The sequence below is a fragment of the Klebsiella sp. HC6 genome (assembly GCF_022605325.1).
Lineage (GTDB): Bacteria > Pseudomonadota > Gammaproteobacteria > Enterobacterales > Enterobacteriaceae > Klebsiella > Klebsiella terrigena.
The window spans coordinates 5,378,511-5,398,138 of sequence record NZ_CP093276.1 but is presented as its reverse complement, the minus strand read 5'-3'; the positions used below and the strand labels follow the sequence as shown (position 1 = coordinate 5,398,138).

The following is a 19,628-nucleotide window of genomic DNA, read 5'->3' as shown; positions in this document are numbered from 1 at the left end:
GGGAAGAGATTGCGTAATGAACTGAGACGAATCCTAACCGCTCCGCTTCATTTGCAAAATGGGAACGTTCCCGAAACGCAGCCACGATCACATAAATCCTGCCGGCGGGACTAAATCAGCGCCGCGGGAATGACGATTTGACGAGGGTTAGCGTTGCCGGCGATCTGTTCGATCAGCTGCCGCGCCGCCTGGCGTCCGGCCTCGGCGTAGCCCGGATCGACGGTGAGAATTTCCGGGTGCAGGAACTTCATCAGCGGCGTGCTGCCGACGCTGGCGATCTGCAGGCTGTCGATGCGCTGCTCCTGCAGGTACTTGCTGGCGCCAAGGGCGAGGGTATCGGTGGCGCAAAGCAGGGCGCTGGTGTCGGGGTTGAGGACGCCGGCGACGTTTTCATAGCCCTGCTTCATCGCCAGGCCCGGCAGCGCGGCGGTGGGCGTGAGCCGGTGCTGCTGGCAGAAATCGAGGTAGGCCTGATGGCGGCGCTGGCCGGTGGTGACGTCGCTGTGCGGCACCCCGAGGAAACTGATATGGCGATGGCCGCGATCGTAGAGGCGCTGCATCAGCATCCTCACCGCCCCGTCGTCGTCGTAGCAGACCGAGGCAAAGCCCGGCGCGTCGCGGGCCAGCAGCACCAGCGTTTCGCGCCACGGCGTGAGCATCTCTTCGGTAATGCCGGTAAAGCCAAACAGCACCACGCCGTCGACATGGCGGCGGGCGAGGATCCTGAGGTGCTCGCCAACCAGCGCCGGGGAGAACTGGCTCTCCATCATAATCGGATCGTAACCCTGCTCGTAAAAAGCGGGCAGCATGGTCTGCACGGCGAGGTTTTCCGACAGCGAGTCCAGACGGGTGACGATAATCGCCACCACCTTGTCGCTCTGGCCGCGCATCGCGCGCGCGGAGCGGGAGGGCGAGAAGCCGTGCTGCAGCATGACCGCCTCCACCCGTTCGCGGGTGCGCTCGTTGACGCCGCTTTCATTGTTGAGCACGCGCGATACCGTCGATTTGCCGACGCCGCTCAAGCGCGCGATATCTTTGATGGTCAGCCGGTTTTGCATGCAGGATTCTCGCGGTGGTCCGATTAAATTGAGCCTAATGCTACTCAACCAGACCGCAATGAGCAAAGTCTGGTTTACGTCCGGCAGCGGATCGGCTGCCCCTTTGCGCCGCCTGTCGAAGCAGCCGCAGTGCCAGGCCGCGGCGGCTATTCCGATACAGATCACATTTTCGCGATTTCTTTGCGGGAATTTAACTTTTATATATGAAACCAGCAAAAAGCAACCTAACTATATTGCGCTGATATTAAATAATATTTTTGCCATCAATAGCCGTGCGGCCTTTTTGACTTTTACCTGTAAAAGCACGGGACGGGCGGGAGCGAAGATTCTATTTACTCACTCACAAACGGCGGCTTTTGCCGGCATCTTGCGGCGAATTGACGGGATCGCCACATCAATTACACTGCCGCTAACACCCACCTTTTCTGGAAAATGAGCGCAACGTAATGAAAAAATATCGTAGCCAGACGTGGTTTGGACGCAAGGATAAATCAGGGTTTATTGCCAGAAGCTGGTTAAAAAATCAGGGGCTGCCCAATGATATTTTTGATGGTCGACCGGTTATCGGGATTTGTAATACCTGGTCTGAATTAACCCCCTGCAACGCGCATCTACGCGATCTTGCCGAGCAGGTCAAAATGGGCGTTCTCGAAGCCGGCGGCGTGGCTTTTGAGTTTCCGGTGATGTCGCTCGGCGAAGCGCTGATGAAGCCGACGACCATGCTGTTCCGCAACCTTGCCAGCATGGACGTTGAAGAGTCGATTCGTGGGAATCCCATTGACGGCGTGGTGCTGCTCACCAACTGCGACAAAACGACGCCATCCTGCCTGATGGGGGCCGCCAGCGTGGATTTACCGACGCTGGTCGTGAGCGGAGGACCGATGCTCAACGGTAAATACCGCGGGGCGGATATCGGTTCCGGCACCGACTTGTGGAAATTTAGCGAGGACCTGCGTGCGGGCCTGATGAGCCAGGCCGAGTTTGACGAGGTGGAAAACGCCATGTCGCGCAGCCCCGGCGCCTGCAATACGATGGGTACCGCGTCCACGCTCTCCTGCATGGTCGAGGCGCTGGGCATGTCGCTGCCGGGTTCGGCCGCCATTCCCGCCGTTGACGCCGCGCGTCGTCGGGTCTCCCGGCTGTCCGGCCGGCGTATTGTCGAGATGGTGAAAGAGGATTTGTGCATGTCGCAGATCCTGACCCGCGAGGCTTTTCAGAATGCCATCGTCGTCAATGCGGCAATCGGCGGTTCAACCAACTTTATCCTGCATCTTCTGGCGCTTGCCGGGCGGATCGAGGTGCCGCTGACGCTGGAGGATTTTGACCGCTTTAGCCAGAACGTTCCCCTGCTGGCAAACCTGAAGCCGTCGGGGGAGTTTCTGATGGAGGATTTCTACTACGCGGGCGGCGTTCCGGCGGTGATCGGCCAGCTTACCGACAAGCTGCATAGCCAGGTGCTGCAGTGCAATGGCAAAACCCTGGATGAAAACTACCGCGAGGCGGCGATTTTAAACGAGCGCGTCATTGCGCAGCGGCACAATGCGCTGCTGGATGACGCCGGAACGATTGTGCTGAAGGGCAACCTTTGCGCCGACGGCGCGGTGATAAAGCCTTCGGCTGCGACGCCGGCGCTGCTCAACCATACCGCGCGAGCGGTCGTTTTCGAGAACATCGAAGATTATAACCGGCGCATCAATGACCCGGATCTGGACGTGCGGCCCGACGATATTCTGGTGCTGAAGGGCGTGGGGCCAAAGGGCTATCCGGGCATGCCGGAAGTCGGTAACTTTGGCCTGCCGCTGAAGATCCTACAGCAGGGCGTGCGCGATATGGTGCGCATCTCGGACGGGCGCATGTCGGGCACCGCATTTGGCACGATTGTCCTGCACGTCAGCCCGGAATCGACCATCGGCGGAACCCTGGCGGTGGTGGAAAACGGCGACATGATTGAGCTGAACTGCCGCGAGCGCCGGCTGACGCTGCACGTCAGCGATAGCGAACTGAGCAGGCGTAAAGAAAACCGACCGCAGGAATATCCTGATTATCCCCGCGGCTACGCCAGCCTTTATATCCAGACGGTGCAGCAGGCGCACACCGGCGCCGACCTGAACTTTTTACCGGGTAAGTCAGGTAGTGACATTAAACGTGAACCCCATCCTGAATAATACACAGAGGAAATATTATGAGCCACGCCTGGTCAGATGATGAAACGTTATTTGCATTAGCAAAAGAAAAGCTCTTTGTTGCATTAGTGGGGGATATTCTGGATTCAATGGGATTGCTTCATCAGTTTTTATCGCCGCAGTTAAAACCGATTGATGCCAATATGGTTATTATTGGCCGGGCGATGCCGGTACTCGAAGCTGATTATTTCCAGCAAAGCGCTCCAGGCCATAATACGCTCAGCGAAAAGCCGTTCGGCTTAATGTTTCACGCGCTGGACGATCTGCAAAAGAATGAAGTTTATATTTGTGCGGGCGGCTCGCTACGCTATGCGCAATGGGGCGGGCTAATGTCGACCCGCGCCATGCAGTGCGGGGCGGCCGGAGCCGTTATTCATGGCTACCATCGGGACAGCAATGAAATTTTGAACCTCGGTTTCCCGGTGGCCTCCTTCGGCAGCTACGCGCAGGATCAGGGACCGCGCGGCAAGGTGGTTGACTGGCGCGTGCCTATTGAACTGGACGGCGTGCGGGTTGCGCCTGGCGACGTGATTTTTGGCGACCGCGACGGCGTGCTGGTGATCCCGGCGCAGGCGGTGGACGAAGCCTTCCACGGGGCGTTTGAAAAGGCTAAAGGTGAAAATGAAGTGCTGCACGCGCTGAGAAAAGGCATGAGTACCGTCGAGGCCTTTGATAAGTTCGGTATTATGTAAGCGTTATTTCAGGGGGCCTCACGCTTTTATTCTTCGAACACGGTTATATCGCACCATCATTATTTGATGAACTAAATTAAGGATGCAATTATGTGTTCTGCAGACGGTCGTATGGAAAGGGCGACGATAAAGAAAATTTCCGCCAAAATAATACCGATCATGGTGATGCTCTACGTGATTGCCTATATCGATCGGCAGAATATCGGTTTTGCCAAGCTCCATATGGCGGAAAGCCTGTCGCTGAGTGAAACCGCCTACGGCCTTGGCGCATCGTTATTCTTTATTGGCTATTTATTATTTGAAGTCCCGGGCAATATCATGCTGCATAAAGTGGGCGCCCGCCTGTGGTTTGCCAGGATAATGCTGACGTGGGGCGCCATTACGGTTTTAATGGCGTTTACCACCAGCGCCAGCATGTTTTACGTTTTACGCTTTTGCCTGGGCGCCGCCGAGGCGGGCCTCTATCCCGGCCTGCTTTATTACATGACCCGCTGGTTTCCTTTGGCGTATCGTCCCCGGGTTGTTGGCTATCTGATTATGGCCAGCCTCGCGGCGAACCTGATCGGAGCGCCGCTTAACGGCGCGCTGTTAAGCATTCATGGCATATTGAATCTTGAGGGCTGGCAGTGGATTTTCATTGGCACCGGCCTGCCGGCGCTGCTGTTTATTATTCCGGTCCTTTTTTGGCTGCCCGATACGCCGGAAAAAGCCCGCTTTCTGAGCGCGGAGGAAAAGGCCTGGCTTGGGGCGATGCTGCAGCAGGAGCAGAGCCGGGACCGGGATCGCCAGGTGAACGGCGTGCTGAAAACGTTGAAAGACGCGCGGGTGCTGCTGCTGGCGCTGGTGCTGGGCTTTATTTCCTTTGGCGCCTATGGTCTGAGCTACTGGATGCCAACTATTGTGAAAGGGTTTGGCGTATCCGATATGACCAACGGGCTGATCAACATGATCCCCTGGCTGATGGCGATGCTGCTGCTCTGGTGGATGACGCGCAACCCGGCGCGGACCTCCGATCCGGTGAAAAATATTGCCCTGCCGATGCTGGTGGCCGCGTTTTTTCTTGCCGGCAGCGCGCTGTTTATCGCCACGCCCTGGCTGAGTTTTTTATGCATAACCCTGGTTATTATGGCTATATTCTCAATTCAGCCCTGCTTCTGGACCCTGACGCGGTTTTTAGGCGGCTCGGCGGCAGCGGCCGGATTAGCGGCGATAAACTCGCTGGCTAACCTCGGCGGCTTCTTTGCGCAGAATACCGTTCCGGCAGTACGCGATCTGACGGGAAGCGTCAGCGCCCCGATGTACTATTTAGGCGGGTGTATGGCCATCGGCTGCGTGGTGACGCTATTGACGATTCGCTATCTGCACCGGCGCAGCGATGACCAGGATCCGCTGCATCATACCGATGCGCCACAGAAAGGAGCGTTATGACCGATTATCGAGCCCCGGCGCTAAGCCGGGGTTTACGCGTACTGGAATATTTGTCGGCGTCGGGCGTCCCCATGACGATGGGGGAGATTAGCCTGGCGCTCAGCCTTTCCTTTAACCAGCTATTCCGGATTATTCAGTGCCTGGAAGAGGAGGGGTACCTCAGGCAGGATGCCCGACGCTATTATCATTTGACCGATAAACTCCCCCTCACCGGCCAGTACCGCTATATCGAGCAGCTGGCGCAGTCGGAACGCTGCCAGCAGCTGATGAAAGACTTTACCTGGCGTACCAATCAACCCTGCCACCTGGCCGGACTGCGGGACGATCGGGTGGTCGTTATCGCCCATCGTCACCCGGACTTCACCCCGGCGATTAGCGCCAGAGAAGGGTCGCTGCTGCATACCATCCGCTCAAGTTCATCGCTGGTGCTTTTGGCCTTCGCCAGCGACCAGGATAGCTGGCGTTTGATCCGCCATCACGCGCTGGATACGGCATTACGCGGGGAGATGGCCGAGCAGCTTGCGCGCATAAAATCCCAGGGCTTTGCCGAAATCCCCCACGATCGCATTATTGGACTGACGTCGGCCTCGTGGCCCGTTTTCGGACCGGATAGCTACGCCCACGCGGTGATTACCTGCCCGTGGTTCGATCGGCTGCCGGGAGACTATGAAGAGACAAAGCAGGCCCTGGGAGAAATGGCGACGGCGCTGGGGGATGCGCTTGCCGCGCTAATGCGTTCGCGATGCTGAACGCGTGATAAAAAGGCCTGAACGGCTGCGCGTATACGTTTGGTTTAGTTACGCGGGGTTACCATAGCCATAATTGCTACAAATAGATCGCTGGCCGCGGTACAATCCGCGCCGTTTTTTACTCACTTACCGGAGATTTTATGGACCCCGATCCCACTCCTCATCCTCGATGGAGTTATACCCCTTTCCGGTAAGCCTGCTTAGCACTGCTTTACCGGAAGCGTAAAGCAGTGACGTCTTTGATGTCCCTGCCATAAAAAAATAATGCCTGACAGGTAGGGTTTTACCGTGCCCGTCGATTTGCTGCGTTCGCCGTGCGAGCGCGGAGGGACTGTTTATGCTGAAAAATTTTACCCGGCAGCTGTTTGCGCAGCTTAGCCGCCACCTGCCACACCGCCTGGTGCAGCGCGATCCGCTGCCCGATGCCCGCAATCTGGCCAGCGCGCCGATCCCGGACTCGCTGGGCAAGCGCTGCCTGAACGTGGCGGCCATGGATGAAAACGAAATCTGGCGCGCCTTCGACAGCCACCCGGAAGGGCTCAACGCCGCCGAAGTGGCGCAGAAAGTTGCGGCGCACGGCGACAACCAAATCCCCGCCCAGAAGCCTTCGCCGTGGTGGGTGCATCTGTGGACCTGCTATCGCAACCCCTTCAACCTGCTGCTAACCGTGCTGGGCGTCGTCTCCTACTCTACGGAGGATCTGTTTGCCGCGGGCGTGATCGCGCTGATGGTCGGGATCTCCACGCTGCTCAACTTTATTCAGGAAGCCCGCTCCACCAGGGCGGCGGATGCGCTGAAGGCGATGGTCAGCAACACCGCCACGGTGCTGCGGGTGGTCAACGAGCAGGGCGAAAGCCGCTGGTGCGAGCTGCCTATCGACCGGCTGGTGCCGGGGGATATCGTTAAGCTCTCGGCGGGAGATATGATCCCGGCGGACCTGCGCATTCTCCAGGCGCGCGATCTTTTTGTCGCCCAGGCGTCGCTGACCGGCGAATCGCTGCCGGTGGAAAAAGTGGCCCGCAGCCGCGACCCGCTGCAGAGCAACCCGCTGGAGTGCGATACCCTGTGCTTTATGGGCACCAACGTGGTGAGCGGCACGGCGCAGGCGATCGTCTTCGCCACCGGCGGCGGCACCTGGTTCGGCCAGCTGGCCGGGCGGGTGAGCGAGCAGGAGAGCGAACCCAACGCCTTCCAGAAGGGCATCAGCCGCGTCAGCATGCTGCTGATCCGCTTTATGCTGGTGATGGCACCGGTGGTGCTGCTGATCAACGGCTTTACCAAAGGCGACTGGTGGGAAGCGGCGCTGTTCGCCCTGTCGGTGGCGGTTGGCCTGACGCCGGAAATGCTGCCGATGATCGTCACCTCGACCCTGGCGCGCGGGGCGGTGAAGCTGTCGAAACAGAAGGTTATCGTCAAACACCTCGACGCCATCCAGAACTTTGGCGCGATGGATATCCTGTGTACCGATAAAACCGGCACCCTGACCCAGGATAAAATCGTGCTGGAAAACCATACCGACGTTTCCGGCAAGGTGAGCGAGCTGGTGCTGAACGCCGCCTGGCTTAACAGCCACTACCAGACCGGGCTGAAAAACCTGCTCGATACCGCGGTGCTGGAGGGCGTGGAGCTGGACGCCGCCCGCCAGCTGGCCGAGCGCTGGCAGAAAGTGGACGAGATCCCGTTCGACTTTGAGCGCCGCCGGATGTCGGTGGTGGTGAGCGAGCAGGAGGGCGTCCATCAGCTTATCTGCAAAGGCGCGCTGCAGGAGATCCTCAACGTCTCGACCCAGGTCCGCTACAACGGCGACATCGTGCCGCTGGACGAGACCATGCTGCGCCGCATCCGCCGGGTAACCGACACGCTTAACCGTCAGGGGCTGCGCGTGGTGGCGGTAGCGACCCGCTATCTGCCGGCGCGGGAAGGGGACTATCAGCGGGCCGACGAGTCGGATCTGATCCTCGAAGGCTATATCGCGTTCCTCGATCCGCCGAAAGAGACCACCGCCCCGGCGCTGAAAGCGCTGAAGGCCAGCGGCATTACCGTCAAAATCCTCACCGGCGATAGCGAGCTGGTGGCGGCGAAGGTGTGCCATGAGGTGGGCCTCGACGCGGGAGAGGTGGTTGTCGGCAGCCAGATTGAAGCGCTCAGCGACGACGAGCTGGCGGCGCTGGCGAAACGAACCACCCTGTTTGCGCGCCTTGCGCCGCTGCATAAAGAGCGCATCGTGACGCTGCTCAAACGCGAGGGGCACGTGGTGGGCTTTATGGGCGACGGGATTAACGACGCCCCGGCGCTGCGCGCGGCGGACATCGGGATTTCCGTCGACGGGGCGGTGGATATCGCCCGCGAGGCGGCGGATATCATCCTGCTGGAAAAGAGCCTGATGGTGCTGGAAGAGGGGGTTATCGAAGGGCGCCGCACTTTTGCCAACATGCTCAAGTACATCAAAATGACCGCCAGCTCGAACTTCGGGAACGTCTTCAGCGTGCTGGTGGCGAGCGCATTTCTGCCGTTTCTGCCGATGCTGCCGCTGCACTTGCTGATTCAGAACCTGCTGTACGATGTATCCCAGGTGGCGATCCCGTTTGATAACGTGGACGATGAGCAGATCCGTAAGCCGCAGCGCTGGAACCCGGCCGAGCTGGGGCGCTTTATGGTCTTCTTCGGCCCGATTAGCTCAATCTTCGATATCCTCACCTTCTGCCTGATGTGGTGGGTGTTCCACGCCAACGTGCCGGAAGCGCAGACGCTGTTCCAGTCGGGCTGGTTTATTGAAGGGCTGCTGTCGCAAACGCTGATTGTGCATATGATCCGCACCCGACGCATTCCGTTTGTCCAGAGCCGCGCCGCGTGGCCGCTGTTCGCCATGACCCTGGTGGTGATGGTGGTCGGCATCGCGCTGCCGTTCTCGCCGCTGGCGGGCTATCTACAGCTGCAGGCGCTGCCGCTGAGCTACTTCCCGTGGCTGATTGCGATTCTGGCGGGCTATATGACGCTGACCCAGATGGTCAAAGGCTTCTACAGCCGTCGCTACGGCTGGCAGTAACCCTGGCTTCCTCCGCCCCTCTCCCGTTCATGGGAGAGGGCATTTATCTTAAACTTCATCAAGTTGTGAAGCCCGTCATGTCATTTCCTTGACGCTTTTTTTGGCGCATGTTAACCAAATGTTTTGCTTTTTTTTGGCCCGTCATCAAAAGGAAAACTCATGCTTAACACCCTGCGCTATGGACTGCTTACCAGCGGATTAATTCTCAGCGGCCTGGCCTGCGCCGCCCCGGCGGGCGATCTGCCGCTTATGCCCTGGCCGGCTCACGTCGAACGTCCGCAGGCGCAGGGCGCGCTGGTGCTGAATAATCAGCTGACGCTAAACGTCAGCGGCGACGATGTGGGGGATGCCGCCGGCCGCTGGCGCGAGCGCATCGCCCGCCAGACCGGCTGGACGTTGGAACCGCAGCTGGCGCCGGCGAAAGCGCCGACGATTAACGTGGTGATTACCAAAAAGGTCCCGGCCATTCCGCGCCCCGACAGCGATGAAAGCTACCAGCTGAAGGTGACCGCCGAGGGCGTGACCCTCAGGGCGAACACCCGTTTCGGCGCCCTGCGCGGGATGGAAACTCTGCTCCAGCTGATCCAGAACGGCGCGGAGAATACCGCCATTCCTTACGTCACGATCGACGATGCGCCGCGCTTCCCGTGGCGCGGGCTGCTGCTGGACTCCGCGCGCCACTTTATGCCGCTGGAGGCCATTAAGCGGCAAATTGACGGCATGGCGGCCGCCAAGCTCAACGTCTTCCACTGGCACCTGACCGACGATCAGGGCTGGCGCTTTGCCTCCACGCGCTATCCAAAGCTGCAGCAGCAGGCCAGCGACGGGCTGTTCTACACCCAGGCGCAGATGAAAGAGATCGTGCGCTACGCGACGGATCGCGGCATCCGCGTGGTGCCGGAAATCGACATGCCGGGACACGCCTCGGCCATTGCGGTGGCCTATCCGGAGCTGATGAGCGCGCCGGGCCCCTATCAAATGGAGCGTCACTGGGGCGTGCTTAAGCCGGTGCTTGACCCGACCAAAGAGGCCACTTACACCTTTGCCGAGGCGATGATCGGCGAGCTGGCGGCGATCTTCCCCGATCCCTATCTGCACATTGGCGGGGATGAGGTTGACGACAGCCAGTGGCGGGCGAATCCGGCGATCCAGAAGTTTATGCGCGATAAGGGGCTGGCGGACAGCCACGCGCTGCAGGCGTACTTCAACCGCCGGCTGGAGACGATCCTCGAAAAGCACCATCGCCAGATGGTGGGCTGGGACGAAATCTATCATCCCGATCTGCCGAAAAGCATTTTGATCCAGTCGTGGCAGGGGCAGGATGCGCTGGGGGAGGTGGCGAAGAACGGCTATCGCGGGATCCTCTCTACCGGGTTTTATCTCGATCAGCCGCAGTACACCGCCTATCACTACCGCAATGAAATCGTGCCGCAGGGGCTGAACGGCGTCGACACCATTACCGATAACGACAGCGCCCAAAGCTGGAGCTTCGTGATGCCGCGGTTGAAGGGGAGCGCGGTGGAAGGCAGCTTCACGCTGATAAAAAGCGAGAGCGGCTGGCGCGGGTTTATTGATTTTAAGGGTAAATCACGTCGGGCGGTGCAGGATATCGCGTGGCTGAACGATAACCAGATAACCTTCAGCGTCGATACCTGGATGGGGGAAACCCGGCCGGTGCTCACCGTCAACGACGATAAGCTTGGCGGCTACTTCCTGCTGGGCAATGCCCGCTATCCGGTGAGCGGGCAGCGGCTGGACGAGGTGCCGGAGGGAACCCCGCCGGTGGTTCCCGATGCCGAACAGCAGAAGAACCTGCTCGGCGGCGAAGCGGCGCTGTGGGCGGAAAACGTGGCGGCGCCGGTGCTGGATATCAAGCTGTGGCCGCGGGCCTTCGCGGTCGCCGAGCGGCTGTGGTCGGCGCAGGATGTCAAAGACAGCGACAATATGTACCAGCGCCTGCAGGCCATGGACGGCTGGTCAACGGTCTCGGTCGGCCTGCAGCAGCACGGCCAGCAGCTGGTGCAGTTCACCCGGCTGGCAAACGGCGGCAGCCCCCTGGCGCTGCAGATCCTCGCCCAGGCCATCGAGCCGGCGCACTATTACACGCGCCAGCATCTGAAGTTCCAGGCCAATAACTATCATCAGTTTGAGCCGCTGAACCGCCTGGCCGACGCGCTGCCGCCGGAGAGCGACACCGTGCGCAGCCTTGACCGCTGGGCCGAAAGGCTGATTAGCGATGCGGAAGATAACGAAAGCGCGGACGCGCTGCGCCACGTCTTTACCCGCTGGCAAAATAATACCGCCGATGCGCTGGCGCTAACGGAAAATAGCTATCAGCTGGCGGCGATCGGCCCGGTGGTGCAGCAGGTTGATAAGCTGGCGACGCTGGGGCTGCGGCTGACGGACCTGGTGGCCCGTCAGGGTACGCTGGATGATAAGGAGTATGCGTCGGTGCAGGCGCAGCTGGATGAGGCGGCGAAAACCCAGGATGAGCTGGTGATTGCGGCGGTCTATCCGCTGGAGAAACTGCTGCGGGCAACGAAGGTCGAGTAGGGGAGATATGCCAGTGCCGGCCTTAAGGGCCGGCACTGTGGCAGAAGACTCTTGCCGTAGAGACCAGCGGCTTAGCCAGCGATCCCGTTCAGCTTTTCCATCACTTCATCGGACAATACTATTTGCGCGCTGGCCAGGTTCTCCTGCAAATGCTGCGGCGATGACGTGCCGGGGATCAGCAGAATATTGGCCGAGCGCTTGAGCAGCCAGGCGAGGGCGACCTGCATGGGCGTTGCCTGTAATTCGCCGGCGACCTCATCGAGCCGCGCGGACTGCAGCGGCGAGAAACCGCCGAGCGGGAAGAACGGCACGTAGGCGATGTCCTGCGCGGCCAGGCTATCGACCAGCTCGTCGTCCTGGCGGTTGGCAAGGTTATACATATTCTGAACGCAGACAATCGGCGTCATTTTTTGCGCATCGACGATCTGTTTGGCGGTCACGTTACTCAGGCCAATATGACGGATTAATCCGCGCTCTTTCAGCTGAATCAGCGTTTCCAGCTCTTTTTCCAGCGAACCTTCCTTCGGCGTGTGGACGTCATGCATGCTGCGCAGATTCACCACCTGCATGGCGTCCAGCCCCAGATTCTGTAAGTTCTCTTCTACCGCACGGGTCAGCTCCTGCGGGCTGAAGGCCGGGATCCATCCGCCCTTTTCATCCCGACGAGCGCCAACCTTAGTGACGATGCTCAGGTCGTCGGAATAGGGATGCAGCGCTTTTTTAATCAGCCGGTTGGTCTCATGCGGGCCGTAAAAATCGCTGGTATCAATGTGGTTAACGCCGGAGGCGACGGCATCACGAAGAACCTGAATGGCCCGCGCTTCATCCTTCACCGGGCCAAAAACGCCCGGACCTGCCAGCTGCATGGCGCCATAGCCTAAACGGTTCACTTCGCGGTCGCCGAGGCGGTAAGTCATTGTGGGTTTTGACATGGTGCTCTCCTGTATGAGTGTGTTTCGATTGTATCGATGAATGCGCTGTGCAACTATCCAGCTAAATGAGGACAACCTGTACGAGGTGGCGCACAGTGTCGATGGATATGGGTTTGCTGCATGCGGTGGTAGAAGTGGCGAAGGCCGGGGGATTTCGCGAGGCCGCAAGGATCACCGGCAGCAGCGCGTCGCGGCTAAGCGATGCGGTACGTCGTGCGGAAGAGCAGCTTGGCATCAGGCTGTTTCATCGCACCACGCGCACCGTGGTGTTGACCGAGGCCGGCAGGGCGCTGATTGAGCGCCTGCTTCCGGCCATGAACGAAGTGGACGCCGCGCTGGATTCACTCAATCGCTATCGTAATACTCCCGGCGGCACGCTGCGGCTGAACGTGCCGGTCAGCGCCGCGCGGCTGGTATTGCCCTCTCTGGTGCCGGAGTTTATCCGCCGTTATCCCAATATTCAGCTGGAGATCGTCGCCGAAAGTAACGTCCAGGATGTGTTTCGTGACGGCTGCGATGCCGGCATTCGCTATGACGAGCGGCTCGAGCAGGATGTGATTGCTCTGCCTATCGGGCCGCGCCGCCAGCGATTTGCCGTAGCCGCCGCGCCGGCGTATTTAAGCCAGCACGGCAGGCCTACGCATCCACGCGATCTGATGCACCATCAATGTATTCGCGGCCGCTACGCCACGGGCGTCATGCCGGCGTGGGAGTTTGAGCGTGAGGGAGAGAGCTACAGCGTACAGGTGAATGGCCCGCTGGTGGTGAGCGTCGGTAGCGCAGTCGACCTGGCGGTTGACTCTGCGATTGCCGGTACCGGCGTTATCTACCTGTTTGAAGAGTGGCTGCAGCCCGCCATCGCCAGCGGCCAGCTCGAACCAATATTACAGCCGTGGTGGCTGTCGTTCTCCGGTCCCTATCTTTACTACAACGATCGTCGGCTGATCCCGGTGCCCCTGCAGGCGTTTATTGATTTTGTGCGCGAGATGAATGCGTCGTCATGAGATGAATCGCCGAAGATAACCCTCCCCGCAGCGGAGAGGGCTGAACAATCAGCGGCGAATCGCGATCGCTTCAATCTCAATCTTCACGTCTTTCGGCAGACGTGCAACTTCGACGCAGGAGCGTGCCGGGAAGGTCGCATCATGCTCGGTGAAAAACGCTTCATACGCGGCGTTCACGGTGGCGAAGTCGTTCAGGTCTTTGACGAAGACGGTGGTTTTAACGATATCGCCCACTTTCAGGCCTGCCGCTTCAACGATAGCCTTTACGTTGTCCAGAGACTGGCGCGCCTGAGCGGCAACCTCTTCCGGTACGCTGCCCGTTTTAGGATCAACCGGGATCTGGCCGGAAGTGATGATCATGCTACCCAGATCAACACCCTGAACGTACGGGCCGATAGCTGCGGGTGCATTTTCCGTCGCGATAGTTTTAGACATGAGTTCTCCTGAATAACAGCTTAATTAAGAAGTGACGCGAAATCCTTCGAGTTGCATCGACGCGGCAGGGGGCGAGTCGCCGTCAAGGAAGCAGCTTGAAGGATAGCGCGTAAGGACCCGGCCATTATAGGGAGCCGGGTTGCCAATACCAACCTCAATTAGTTGGCCAGAACCACATAATGTGAAAACTCTTTTTCACAATATTTGCACTTCAGAGCGATGTCGTTTTCGCGTTTTTTCACCGTAAAACTGGATGAAACGGGCTCGGCGTGGCTGATACAGTTGCTGTTCGGGCACACCAGCACGTTGTTAATCCGATCCGGCAGGTTAGGCCGCGATTTGCCGACCACTTCGTAATCGTCGATACGGTTGACCGTCGCAAGCGGGGCGTACAGCGACAGCTGGTTGACCTGCTCGTCGGTGAGGAAGGTATTCTCGATTTTAATCAGATCCTTGCGGCCCATTTCGCCCGATGGCAGGTTCAGGCCAATGGTGATGCGCTGGTCGGTTTCGGTCAGCTTGAACAGCGTCAGCAGCTTAAAGCCCACCTGCGCGGGGATGTGGTCGATGACGGTGCCACGCTTAATGGCTTCTACCTGCAGTTTATTATCATGTGTCATGGTCGTTTCCCCTTACAGAGCCAGCTCGCTAGTCAGTACCAGTGCCAGTAACGCCTGGCGTGCGAAGATGCCGTTGCCGGCCTGCTGGAAGTACCAGGCGTGCGGCGTTTTATCAACATCGGTGGTGATTTCGTCAATGCGCGGCAGCGGGTGCAGCACTTTCATATTGTCGCGGGCGCCTTCCAGATCGGCGGCGCGCAGCACAAACTGCGCCTTCACGTTGGCATATTCCGACGGGTCGAGGCGCTCCTTCTGGACGCGGGTCATATAGAGAATATCGACCTCCTCCATGACCTCATCAATGGCGCTATGGACGCTCCAGGCAATCCCTTTCTCGTCGAGCATATCGAGGATGTACTGCGGCATGGCCAGCGCGTCAGGGGCGATAAAGTAGAAGCGGTTGCCGTTAAATTTCGCCAGCGCCTGGGTCAGGGAGTGCACGGTGCGGCCGTATTTAAGGTCGCCGACCATCGCCACGTTAAGGTTTTCCAGGCGGCCCTGGGTTTCCTGGATGGTGAACAGATCCAGCAGGGTTTGCGTCGGGTGCTGGTTGGCGCCGTCGCCGGCGTTGAGCACCGGAATGCCGCCGGAGAATTCGGTTGCCAGCCGCGACGCGCCTTCCTGCGGATGACGCATCACGATGGCGTCAACGTAGGTGCTGATGACCGAAATGGTGTCGGCGAGGGTTTCGCCCTTTTTGCCCAGCGAGGTGTTGCTGCTGTCGGAGAAGCCGACCACGCTGGCGCCGAGGCGGTGCATCGAGGTTTCGAACGACAGACGGGTGCGGGTAGAGGCTTCAAAAAAACAGCTGGCGATAACCTTGTGCTTCAGCAGTTCCGGCTGCGGGTGCGCTTTCAGCTTTGCAGCGGTCGCCAGGACCAGTTCAAGGTCTTCGCGGCTGAGATCGTTTATGGAAATGATATGTTTTTGATATAGCGGGTTAGCCATGTTTATCTCCTGACGCCTGGGCAAAAAAAAAGCCCCTTAAATAAGGGGCTTCGAGAATTCATTGAGCAACGGAAAGAAAAACGCTACGCCAGCGCCTGTTTTCAGACGCGGTAAGACAGAATGTCGTACGCAATAGACCATGCTTCCTCCCGGCAAATCGACCGGCATTATACGCAGCTCAAATTTCGGATCAAGCGATTAGTCCACAAACAGGTAAACGTTTGCTTCGATATCGCTGCGCCAGCGCAAAAAAGCGTTAAAAAGTGGTGGTATGGCAGTCGCAAGGGGCGTATAAAAACCGGAAATGAAAAGCTGTTTTATATTTGAGGGTTATTATGATCGTCGGCAACATTCACCATCTGCAGGCCTGGCTACCGGAGCCGCTGCGTCACGCTATCGAATACGTTAAGGCTCACGTCAGCGAGCAGACGCCGCTCGGTAAACACGATATTGACGGCAACAACCTGTTTTATCTGATTTCGCAGGATACCACCGAAGCGCTCAGCGAGCGCCGCGCCGAGTATCACGCGCGCTACCTGGATATCCAGATTGTGCTGCAGGGCGAGGAGGGGATGACCTTCAGCACCCGGCCCGCCGGGACGCCGGATATCGACTGGCTGGCGGATAAAGACATTGCGTTCCTCGCCGCCGGCGAACAGGAGAAAACCATGATTCTCAGCGCGGGAGATTTTGTGGTGTTTTATCCGGGAGAGGTGCATAAGCCGCTGTGCGCGGTGGGCTCGCCCGCCAAAGTGCGCAAAGCGGTGGTGAAGATGCTGATGGGCTAAGGGCCATCGCTCCCCGGCCGCGCTGCGCTTGCCGGGGAGTGGCCCGGACAGGGCGCACGCGGCGCCTCCGGGAGTCTTCGCGGGTTATTTACTCAGGGTCGCGACCATTACCGCCTTGATGGTATGCATGCGGTTTTCGGCCTGATCGAAGACGATGCTCGCCGCGGATTCAAACACCTCGTCGGTGACTTCCATCCCGCCATGCAGGCCGAACTCGGCGGCCATCTGCTGGCCAAGCGCGGTCTGATCGTCGTGGAACGCCGGCAGGCAGTGGAGGAACTTCACCTGCGGATTGCCGGTCAGCGCCATCATGCTGCTGTTCACCTGATAGTCACGCAGCTGGGCGATACGCTCGGCCCATTTCTCTTTGGCTTCGCCCATCGATACCCAAACGTCGGTATAGATAAAGTCCGCGCCCTTCACGCCGGCGGCGATATCTTCGGTCAGGGTGATGTTGCCGCCGTGCTTTTGCGCCAGCGCTTGGCACTCGGCCACCAGGCTCTCTTCCGGCCAGCAGGCCGCCGGCGCGACGAGGCGCAGATCCAGCCCGGTAAGGGCCGCCGCTTCCAGCATCGAATTGCCCATGTTATTACGCGCGTCGCCGGCGTAGGCGAGGGTCATCTCGTTGAACGCTTTCCCCGGCAGATGTTCCTGCATGGTCAGCAGATCCGCCAGCAGCTGGGTAGGGTGAAATTCGTTGGTCAGGCCGTTCCACACCGGCACGCCGGCGTATTGGGCGAGGGTTTCAACCACTTCCTGGCCGTGGCCGCGGTACTGAATACCGTCATACATCCGGCCCAGCACGCGGGCGGTATCTTTGATGGACTCTTTATGGCCGATCTGGCTGCCGCTTGGCCCGAGGTAGGTGACGCGCGCGCCCTGATCGAATGCGGCAACTTCGAAAGAGCATCGTGTGCGGGTAGAGTCTTTTTCGAAGATGAGCGCGATGTTTTTGCCAGCGAGATGCTGGATTTCAATGCTGTTTTTTTTATCGGTTTTGAGCCGGGTCGCTAGCTTGAGCAGGGCGGTGATTTCTGCAGGTGTAAAATCAAGCAACTTCAAAAAATGCTTCTGATAAAACGTCGACATGGTTCCCTCGCATGGCTTAAGCTACTTATTGAATTAAAATTCACTTTATATGTATGAATATTCATTTGCAACCCCGCCGCACAAATCTTTCGCGCAAAGGTGGAGGCAATCACGGCGGTATGTGACAATAGAAGTAACTGCCGCACATTATGAGGAACGAGCCATGGCAAACCCGGAACTACTGGAAGAACAGCGTGAAGAAACGCGTCTGATTATCGAAGAGCTGCTCGAAGACGGCAGCGATCCGGACGCGCTGTACACCATTGAGCATCATCTCTCCGCCGACGACTTCGAAACGCTGGAAAAAGTTGCGGTCGAAGCCTTCAAGATGGGTTACGAAGTGACCGAGCCGGAAGAGCTGGAAGTCGAAGAGGGCGAAACCGTTATCTGCTGCGACATCCTGAGCGAGAGCGCGCTGAAGGTTGAGCTGATTGATGCCCAGGTTGAACAGCTGCTGACGCTGGCAGAAAAGTTTGGCGTCGAGTATGACGGTTGGGGCACCTACTACGAAGACCCTAACGGTGAAGATGGCGACGAAGACGATGACGAAGATTTCGTCGATGAAGATGACGACGGCGTACGTCACTAAGCCGCTGATGGATACGGCGGTATCTGCCGCCGTATAGCAAGGAATCTCGATGGACTACCCGCAAATACTCTCCCCCGTACTCAACTTCCTGCACTGCACCACCCCGCAAGCGTGGATTGATGAAGCCCGTAAGCCGGAAAACCTGCCGCTGCTGCTCACCGATCATATGGTCTGCGAGCTGAAAGCGGCGCAGAACGCCATGCTGCTGGTGCGTAAATATGTGGCGGATAAAGAGGGCGCCGACGAGCTGCTGGCCTGCCTGAAGCCGTACGAGGACTTTACCTACCGCTGGGGCCCGGAGCCGGATTTCGTCGCGCTGCATAAGCGGATCAATAAAAGCACCATGCCGCATACGGACGACCCGTGGGGACGCCAGCTGATTGACAGCATGGTGCTGCTGATTAAAGAAGAGCTGCACCACTTTTGGCAGGTGCGCGAGATCATGCAGGCGCACGATATTCCCTACGTCAAAATGACCGCCAGCAGCTACGCCCGCGGGCTGCGCCGGGAGGTGCGATCCCATGAGCCGGCGATGCTGATCGATAAGCTGATCTGCGGGGCCTATATCGAAGCGCGCTCCTGCGAGCGCTTTGCCGCCCTGGCGCCGTGGCTGGAGGAGAGTCTGCAGAAGTTCTACCTGTCGCTGCTGCGCTCCGAAGCGCGCCACTTCGAAGATTACCTGCGCCTGGCGCAGCAGATTGCCGGGGAAGATATCAGCGAGCGCGTGCGTCAGCTTGGCGCTGCGGAAGCCGCGCTGATCAACGCGCCGGAGGCGGAGATTCGCTTTCATAGCGGGGTGCCGGTGGCCGCTTAAGGCGGCGCTCCCGCAGCCGCGGCGGAATATGCTGAGGCGGGTCCCCGGTAAGCGCAGCGCGGCCGGGGAAGCGTAAACAACAAGACTAACTACAGCGTTTTAAGCATCCGCACTTCGCAGTCAACGTGGCCGGTATGGCCCAGCGGCCCGTCGATATGCTCGAAGCCAAGGTGCTCGTATAGGCCTACCGCTTCCTTGAGGAAGGCGGTGGTTTCCAGATAGCAGCGCCTGAATCCCTGCTCGCGGGCATGATCCAGCGCGAGCAGCGCCAGCTTTTTCGCCAGCCCCTGTCCGCGGGCCGAAGTCATAAAGTACATTTTCTGCAGCTCGCAGATATCGGGCTCGCTGTGGGCTAATGGCGCCACGCCGCCGCCGCCGACCACCTGACCATTCTGCTCCACCACCCAGTATGCGGAACCCGGCTGGCTGTAGAGCTGGAAAAGCTCATCCAGATTAGGGTCGGCTACCGTATAGCCTTTATCGGCGGTCAGCCCGTATTCGGCTGAAACCTGGCGAATAACGCCGGCGATAGCCGCATTGTCTTGCGCGGTGATCCGGCGCAGCGACACCGTGATGGTCGCGATGGTATTCATACGATTACTCATAGCAAAAATGGCGGATGATGCTGTTGTTAATAACATCGGAAAAGGGGGCAGCGCAAGCGCTGTTCAACGCGACGGGCGTTTGTGCTGCAACCTGG

22 protein-coding genes are annotated in these 19,628 nt (G+C 59.0%); 12 read left to right on the top strand and 10 right to left on the bottom strand.

What is annotated here, in order from left to right; translation table 11 throughout:
* Nucleotides 1-110: 110 nt before the first annotated feature.
* On the bottom strand, nt 111-1,058 hold the full coding sequence (gene treR, locus MMW58_RS26055; RefSeq protein ID WP_159237526.1) for a trehalose operon repressor TreR: 948 nt from the start codon (nt 1,056-1,058) through the stop codon (nt 111-113).
* Here treR and MMW58_RS26050 point away from each other — a divergent pair.
* From MMW58_RS26050 to MMW58_RS26020, 8 genes are all read left to right on the top strand, one after another.
* The gene (locus MMW58_RS26050) at nt 1,057-1,494 is read left to right on the top strand and encodes a hypothetical protein (protein WP_241722412.1); all 438 of its coding nucleotides are present in this window, start codon (nt 1,057-1,059) and stop codon (nt 1,492-1,494) included. The genes treR and MMW58_RS26050 overlap by 2 nt on opposite strands.
* A 10-nt stretch (nt 1,495-1,504) precedes the next feature.
* Nucleotides 1,505-3,223 carry an IlvD/Edd family dehydratase gene (locus MMW58_RS26045; RefSeq protein ID WP_133601057.1) on the top strand — a complete coding sequence of 573 codons (1,719 nt, stop codon included), beginning with the start codon at nt 1,505-1,507 and terminating at the stop codon, nt 3,221-3,223.
* A 17-nt stretch (nt 3,224-3,240) separates the two neighbouring features.
* Nucleotides 3,241-3,933, top strand: coding sequence for an RraA family protein (locus MMW58_RS26040; RefSeq protein ID WP_133601056.1), 693 nt, complete (start codon nt 3,241-3,243; stop codon nt 3,931-3,933).
* A gap of 90 nt (nt 3,934-4,023) precedes the next feature.
* Nucleotides 4,024-5,361, top strand: a complete 1,338-nt coding sequence (locus tag MMW58_RS26035; protein ID WP_159237528.1) for an MFS transporter — start codon at nt 4,024-4,026, stop codon at nt 5,359-5,361.
* On the top strand, nt 5,358-6,110 hold the full coding sequence (locus MMW58_RS26030) for an IclR family transcriptional regulator (RefSeq protein WP_133601054.1): 753 nt from the start codon (nt 5,358-5,360) through the stop codon (nt 6,108-6,110). The genes MMW58_RS26035 and MMW58_RS26030 overlap by 4 nt, the downstream gene beginning before the upstream one ends.
* Nucleotides 6,111-6,250: 140 nt before the next feature.
* Nucleotides 6,251-6,304 carry a mgtA regulatory leader peptide MgtL gene (mgtL, locus tag MMW58_RS30375; protein ID WP_220432789.1) on the top strand — a complete coding sequence of 18 codons (54 nt, stop codon included), beginning with the start codon at nt 6,251-6,253 and terminating at the stop codon, nt 6,302-6,304.
* Between the two features lie 143 nt (nt 6,305-6,447).
* Complete coding sequence (gene mgtA, locus MMW58_RS26025) at nt 6,448-9,156, top strand: magnesium-translocating P-type ATPase (RefSeq protein ID WP_133601053.1); 2,709 nt, start codon at nt 6,448-6,450, stop codon at nt 9,154-9,156.
* 159 nt (nt 9,157-9,315) lie between these two features.
* Nucleotides 9,316-11,709, top strand: a complete 2,394-nt coding sequence (locus tag MMW58_RS26020) for a beta-N-acetylhexosaminidase (protein WP_241722411.1) — start codon at nt 9,316-9,318, stop codon at nt 11,707-11,709.
* A gap of 71 nt (nt 11,710-11,780) precedes the next feature.
* Here the strand turns inward: MMW58_RS26020 and MMW58_RS26015 are convergent, their stop codons facing one another.
* Entirely contained in the window at nt 11,781-12,641 is an 861-nt protein-coding gene (locus MMW58_RS26015; RefSeq protein WP_241722410.1) for an aldo/keto reductase family oxidoreductase, read from the bottom strand.
* A gap of 95 nt (nt 12,642-12,736) precedes the next feature.
* On the opposite strand from MMW58_RS26015, the gene MMW58_RS26010 reads away from it, so the two are divergent.
* Entirely contained in the window at nt 12,737-13,645 is a 909-nt protein-coding gene (locus tag MMW58_RS26010; protein WP_159237530.1) for a LysR family transcriptional regulator, read from the top strand.
* Nucleotides 13,646-13,693: 48 nt separating this feature from the next.
* Here MMW58_RS26010 and ridA read toward each other — a convergent pair whose 3' ends face one another.
* The 5 genes from ridA to MMW58_RS25990 form a co-directional block, all read right to left on the bottom strand.
* A complete protein-coding gene (gene ridA, locus MMW58_RS26005; RefSeq protein ID WP_041143783.1) occupies nt 13,694-14,080 on the bottom strand; it encodes a 2-iminobutanoate/2-iminopropanoate deaminase in 387 nt (128 codons plus the stop codon).
* A 158-nt stretch (nt 14,081-14,238) separates the two neighbouring features.
* Nucleotides 14,239-14,700, bottom strand: coding sequence for an aspartate carbamoyltransferase regulatory subunit (pyrI, locus tag MMW58_RS26000; protein ID WP_241722409.1), 462 nt, complete (start codon nt 14,698-14,700; stop codon nt 14,239-14,241).
* Nucleotides 14,701-14,712: 12 nt separating this feature from the next.
* On the bottom strand, nt 14,713-15,648 hold the full coding sequence (gene pyrB, locus MMW58_RS25995; protein WP_045853294.1) for an aspartate carbamoyltransferase: 936 nt from the start codon (nt 15,646-15,648) through the stop codon (nt 14,713-14,715).
* Between the two features lie 2 nt (nt 15,649-15,650).
* On the bottom strand, nt 15,651-15,710 hold the full coding sequence (locus MMW58_RS30225) for a pyrBI operon leader peptide (protein ID WP_112150686.1): 60 nt from the start codon (nt 15,708-15,710) through the stop codon (nt 15,651-15,653).
* The gene (locus tag MMW58_RS25990) at nt 15,685-15,789 is read right to left on the bottom strand and encodes a pyrBI operon leader peptide (protein WP_080773194.1); all 105 of its coding nucleotides are present in this window, start codon (nt 15,787-15,789) and stop codon (nt 15,685-15,687) included. The genes MMW58_RS30225 and MMW58_RS25990 overlap by 26 nt, the downstream gene beginning before the upstream one ends.
* Before the next feature lie 194 nt (nt 15,790-15,983).
* Here MMW58_RS25990 and MMW58_RS25985 point away from each other — a divergent pair, with 194 nt between their 5' ends.
* Nucleotides 15,984-16,436: a NanQ anomerase/TabA/YiaL family protein gene (locus MMW58_RS25985; RefSeq protein WP_133601048.1), complete on the top strand. Its 453-nt coding sequence runs from the start codon at nt 15,984-15,986 to the stop codon at nt 16,434-16,436.
* An 84-nt stretch (nt 16,437-16,520) separates the two neighbouring features.
* On the opposite strand, the gene argF is transcribed toward MMW58_RS25985, so the two are convergent.
* A complete protein-coding gene (argF, locus tag MMW58_RS25980) occupies nt 16,521-17,525 on the bottom strand; it encodes an ornithine carbamoyltransferase (RefSeq protein ID WP_241722408.1) in 1,005 nt (334 codons plus the stop codon).
* Complete coding sequence (gene argL, locus MMW58_RS30370; RefSeq protein ID WP_371823023.1) at nt 17,495-17,590, bottom strand: putative translational regulatory protein ArgL; 96 nt, start codon at nt 17,588-17,590, stop codon at nt 17,495-17,497. The genes argF and argL overlap by 31 nt, the downstream gene beginning before the upstream one ends.
* A 98-nt stretch (nt 17,591-17,688) precedes the next feature.
* Here argL and rraB point away from each other — a divergent pair, with 98 nt between their 5' ends.
* Nucleotides 17,689-18,114 (top strand): ribonuclease E inhibitor RraB, encoded by a 426-nt coding sequence (gene rraB / locus MMW58_RS25975; protein ID WP_133601046.1) that lies wholly within the window; start codon nt 17,689-17,691, stop codon nt 18,112-18,114.
* Nucleotides 18,115-18,163: 49 nt separating this feature from the next.
* Nucleotides 18,164-18,928 (top strand): tRNA isopentenyl-2-thiomethyl-A-37 hydroxylase MiaE, encoded by a 765-nt coding sequence (gene miaE, locus MMW58_RS25970; protein ID WP_045853290.1) that lies wholly within the window; start codon nt 18,164-18,166, stop codon nt 18,926-18,928.
* An 89-nt stretch (nt 18,929-19,017) separates the two neighbouring features.
* On the opposite strand, the gene MMW58_RS25965 is transcribed toward miaE, so the two are convergent.
* The gene (locus tag MMW58_RS25965; RefSeq protein ID WP_133601045.1) at nt 19,018-19,521 is read right to left on the bottom strand and encodes a GNAT family N-acetyltransferase; all 504 of its coding nucleotides are present in this window, start codon (nt 19,519-19,521) and stop codon (nt 19,018-19,020) included.
* Nucleotides 19,522-19,628: the final 107 nt, after the last annotated feature.

Excerpts from the sequence above, each read along its gene's own strand:
- MMW58_RS26050 (WP_241722412.1), top strand. The coding sequence starts at position 1,057 with ATGCAGGATTCTCGCGGTGGTCCGATTAAATTGAGCCTAATGCTACTC.
- treR (WP_159237526.1), bottom strand. The coding sequence starts at position 1,058 with ATGCAAAACCGGCTGACCATCAAAGATATCGCGCGCTTGAGCGGCGTC.
- MMW58_RS26045 (WP_133601057.1), top strand. The coding sequence starts at position 1,505 with ATGAAAAAATATCGTAGCCAGACGTGGTTTGGACGCAAGGATAAATCA.
- MMW58_RS26040 (WP_133601056.1), top strand. The coding sequence starts at position 3,241 with ATGAGCCACGCCTGGTCAGATGATGAAACGTTATTTGCATTAGCAAAA.
- MMW58_RS26035 (WP_159237528.1), top strand. The coding sequence starts at position 4,024 with ATGTGTTCTGCAGACGGTCGTATGGAAAGGGCGACGATAAAGAAAATT.
- MMW58_RS26030 (WP_133601054.1), top strand. The coding sequence starts at position 5,358 with ATGACCGATTATCGAGCCCCGGCGCTAAGCCGGGGTTTACGCGTACTG.
- mgtA (WP_133601053.1), top strand. The coding sequence starts at position 6,448 with ATGCTGAAAAATTTTACCCGGCAGCTGTTTGCGCAGCTTAGCCGCCAC.
- MMW58_RS26020 (WP_241722411.1), top strand. The coding sequence starts at position 9,316 with ATGCTTAACACCCTGCGCTATGGACTGCTTACCAGCGGATTAATTCTC.
- MMW58_RS26015 (WP_241722410.1), bottom strand. The coding sequence starts at position 12,641 with ATGTCAAAACCCACAATGACTTACCGCCTCGGCGACCGCGAAGTGAAC.
- ridA (WP_041143783.1), bottom strand. The coding sequence starts at position 14,080 with ATGTCTAAAACTATCGCGACGGAAAATGCACCCGCAGCTATCGGCCCG.
- pyrI (WP_241722409.1), bottom strand. The coding sequence starts at position 14,700 with ATGACACATGATAATAAACTGCAGGTAGAAGCCATTAAGCGTGGCACC.
- pyrB (WP_045853294.1), bottom strand. The coding sequence starts at position 15,648 with ATGGCTAACCCGCTATATCAAAAACATATCATTTCCATAAACGATCTC.
- MMW58_RS25990 (WP_080773194.1), bottom strand. The coding sequence starts at position 15,789 with ATGGTCTATTGCGTACGACATTCTGTCTTACCGCGTCTGAAAACAGGC.
- MMW58_RS25985 (WP_133601048.1), top strand. The coding sequence starts at position 15,984 with ATGATCGTCGGCAACATTCACCATCTGCAGGCCTGGCTACCGGAGCCG.
- argF (WP_241722408.1), bottom strand. The coding sequence starts at position 17,525 with ATGTCGACGTTTTATCAGAAGCATTTTTTGAAGTTGCTTGATTTTACA.
- argL (WP_371823023.1), bottom strand. The coding sequence starts at position 17,590 with ATGAATATTCATACATATAAAGTGAATTTTAATTCAATAAGTAGCTTA.
- rraB (WP_133601046.1), top strand. The coding sequence starts at position 17,689 with ATGGCAAACCCGGAACTACTGGAAGAACAGCGTGAAGAAACGCGTCTG.
- miaE (WP_045853290.1), top strand. The coding sequence starts at position 18,164 with ATGGACTACCCGCAAATACTCTCCCCCGTACTCAACTTCCTGCACTGC.
- MMW58_RS25965 (WP_133601045.1), bottom strand. The coding sequence starts at position 19,521 with ATGAATACCATCGCGACCATCACGGTGTCGCTGCGCCGGATCACCGCG.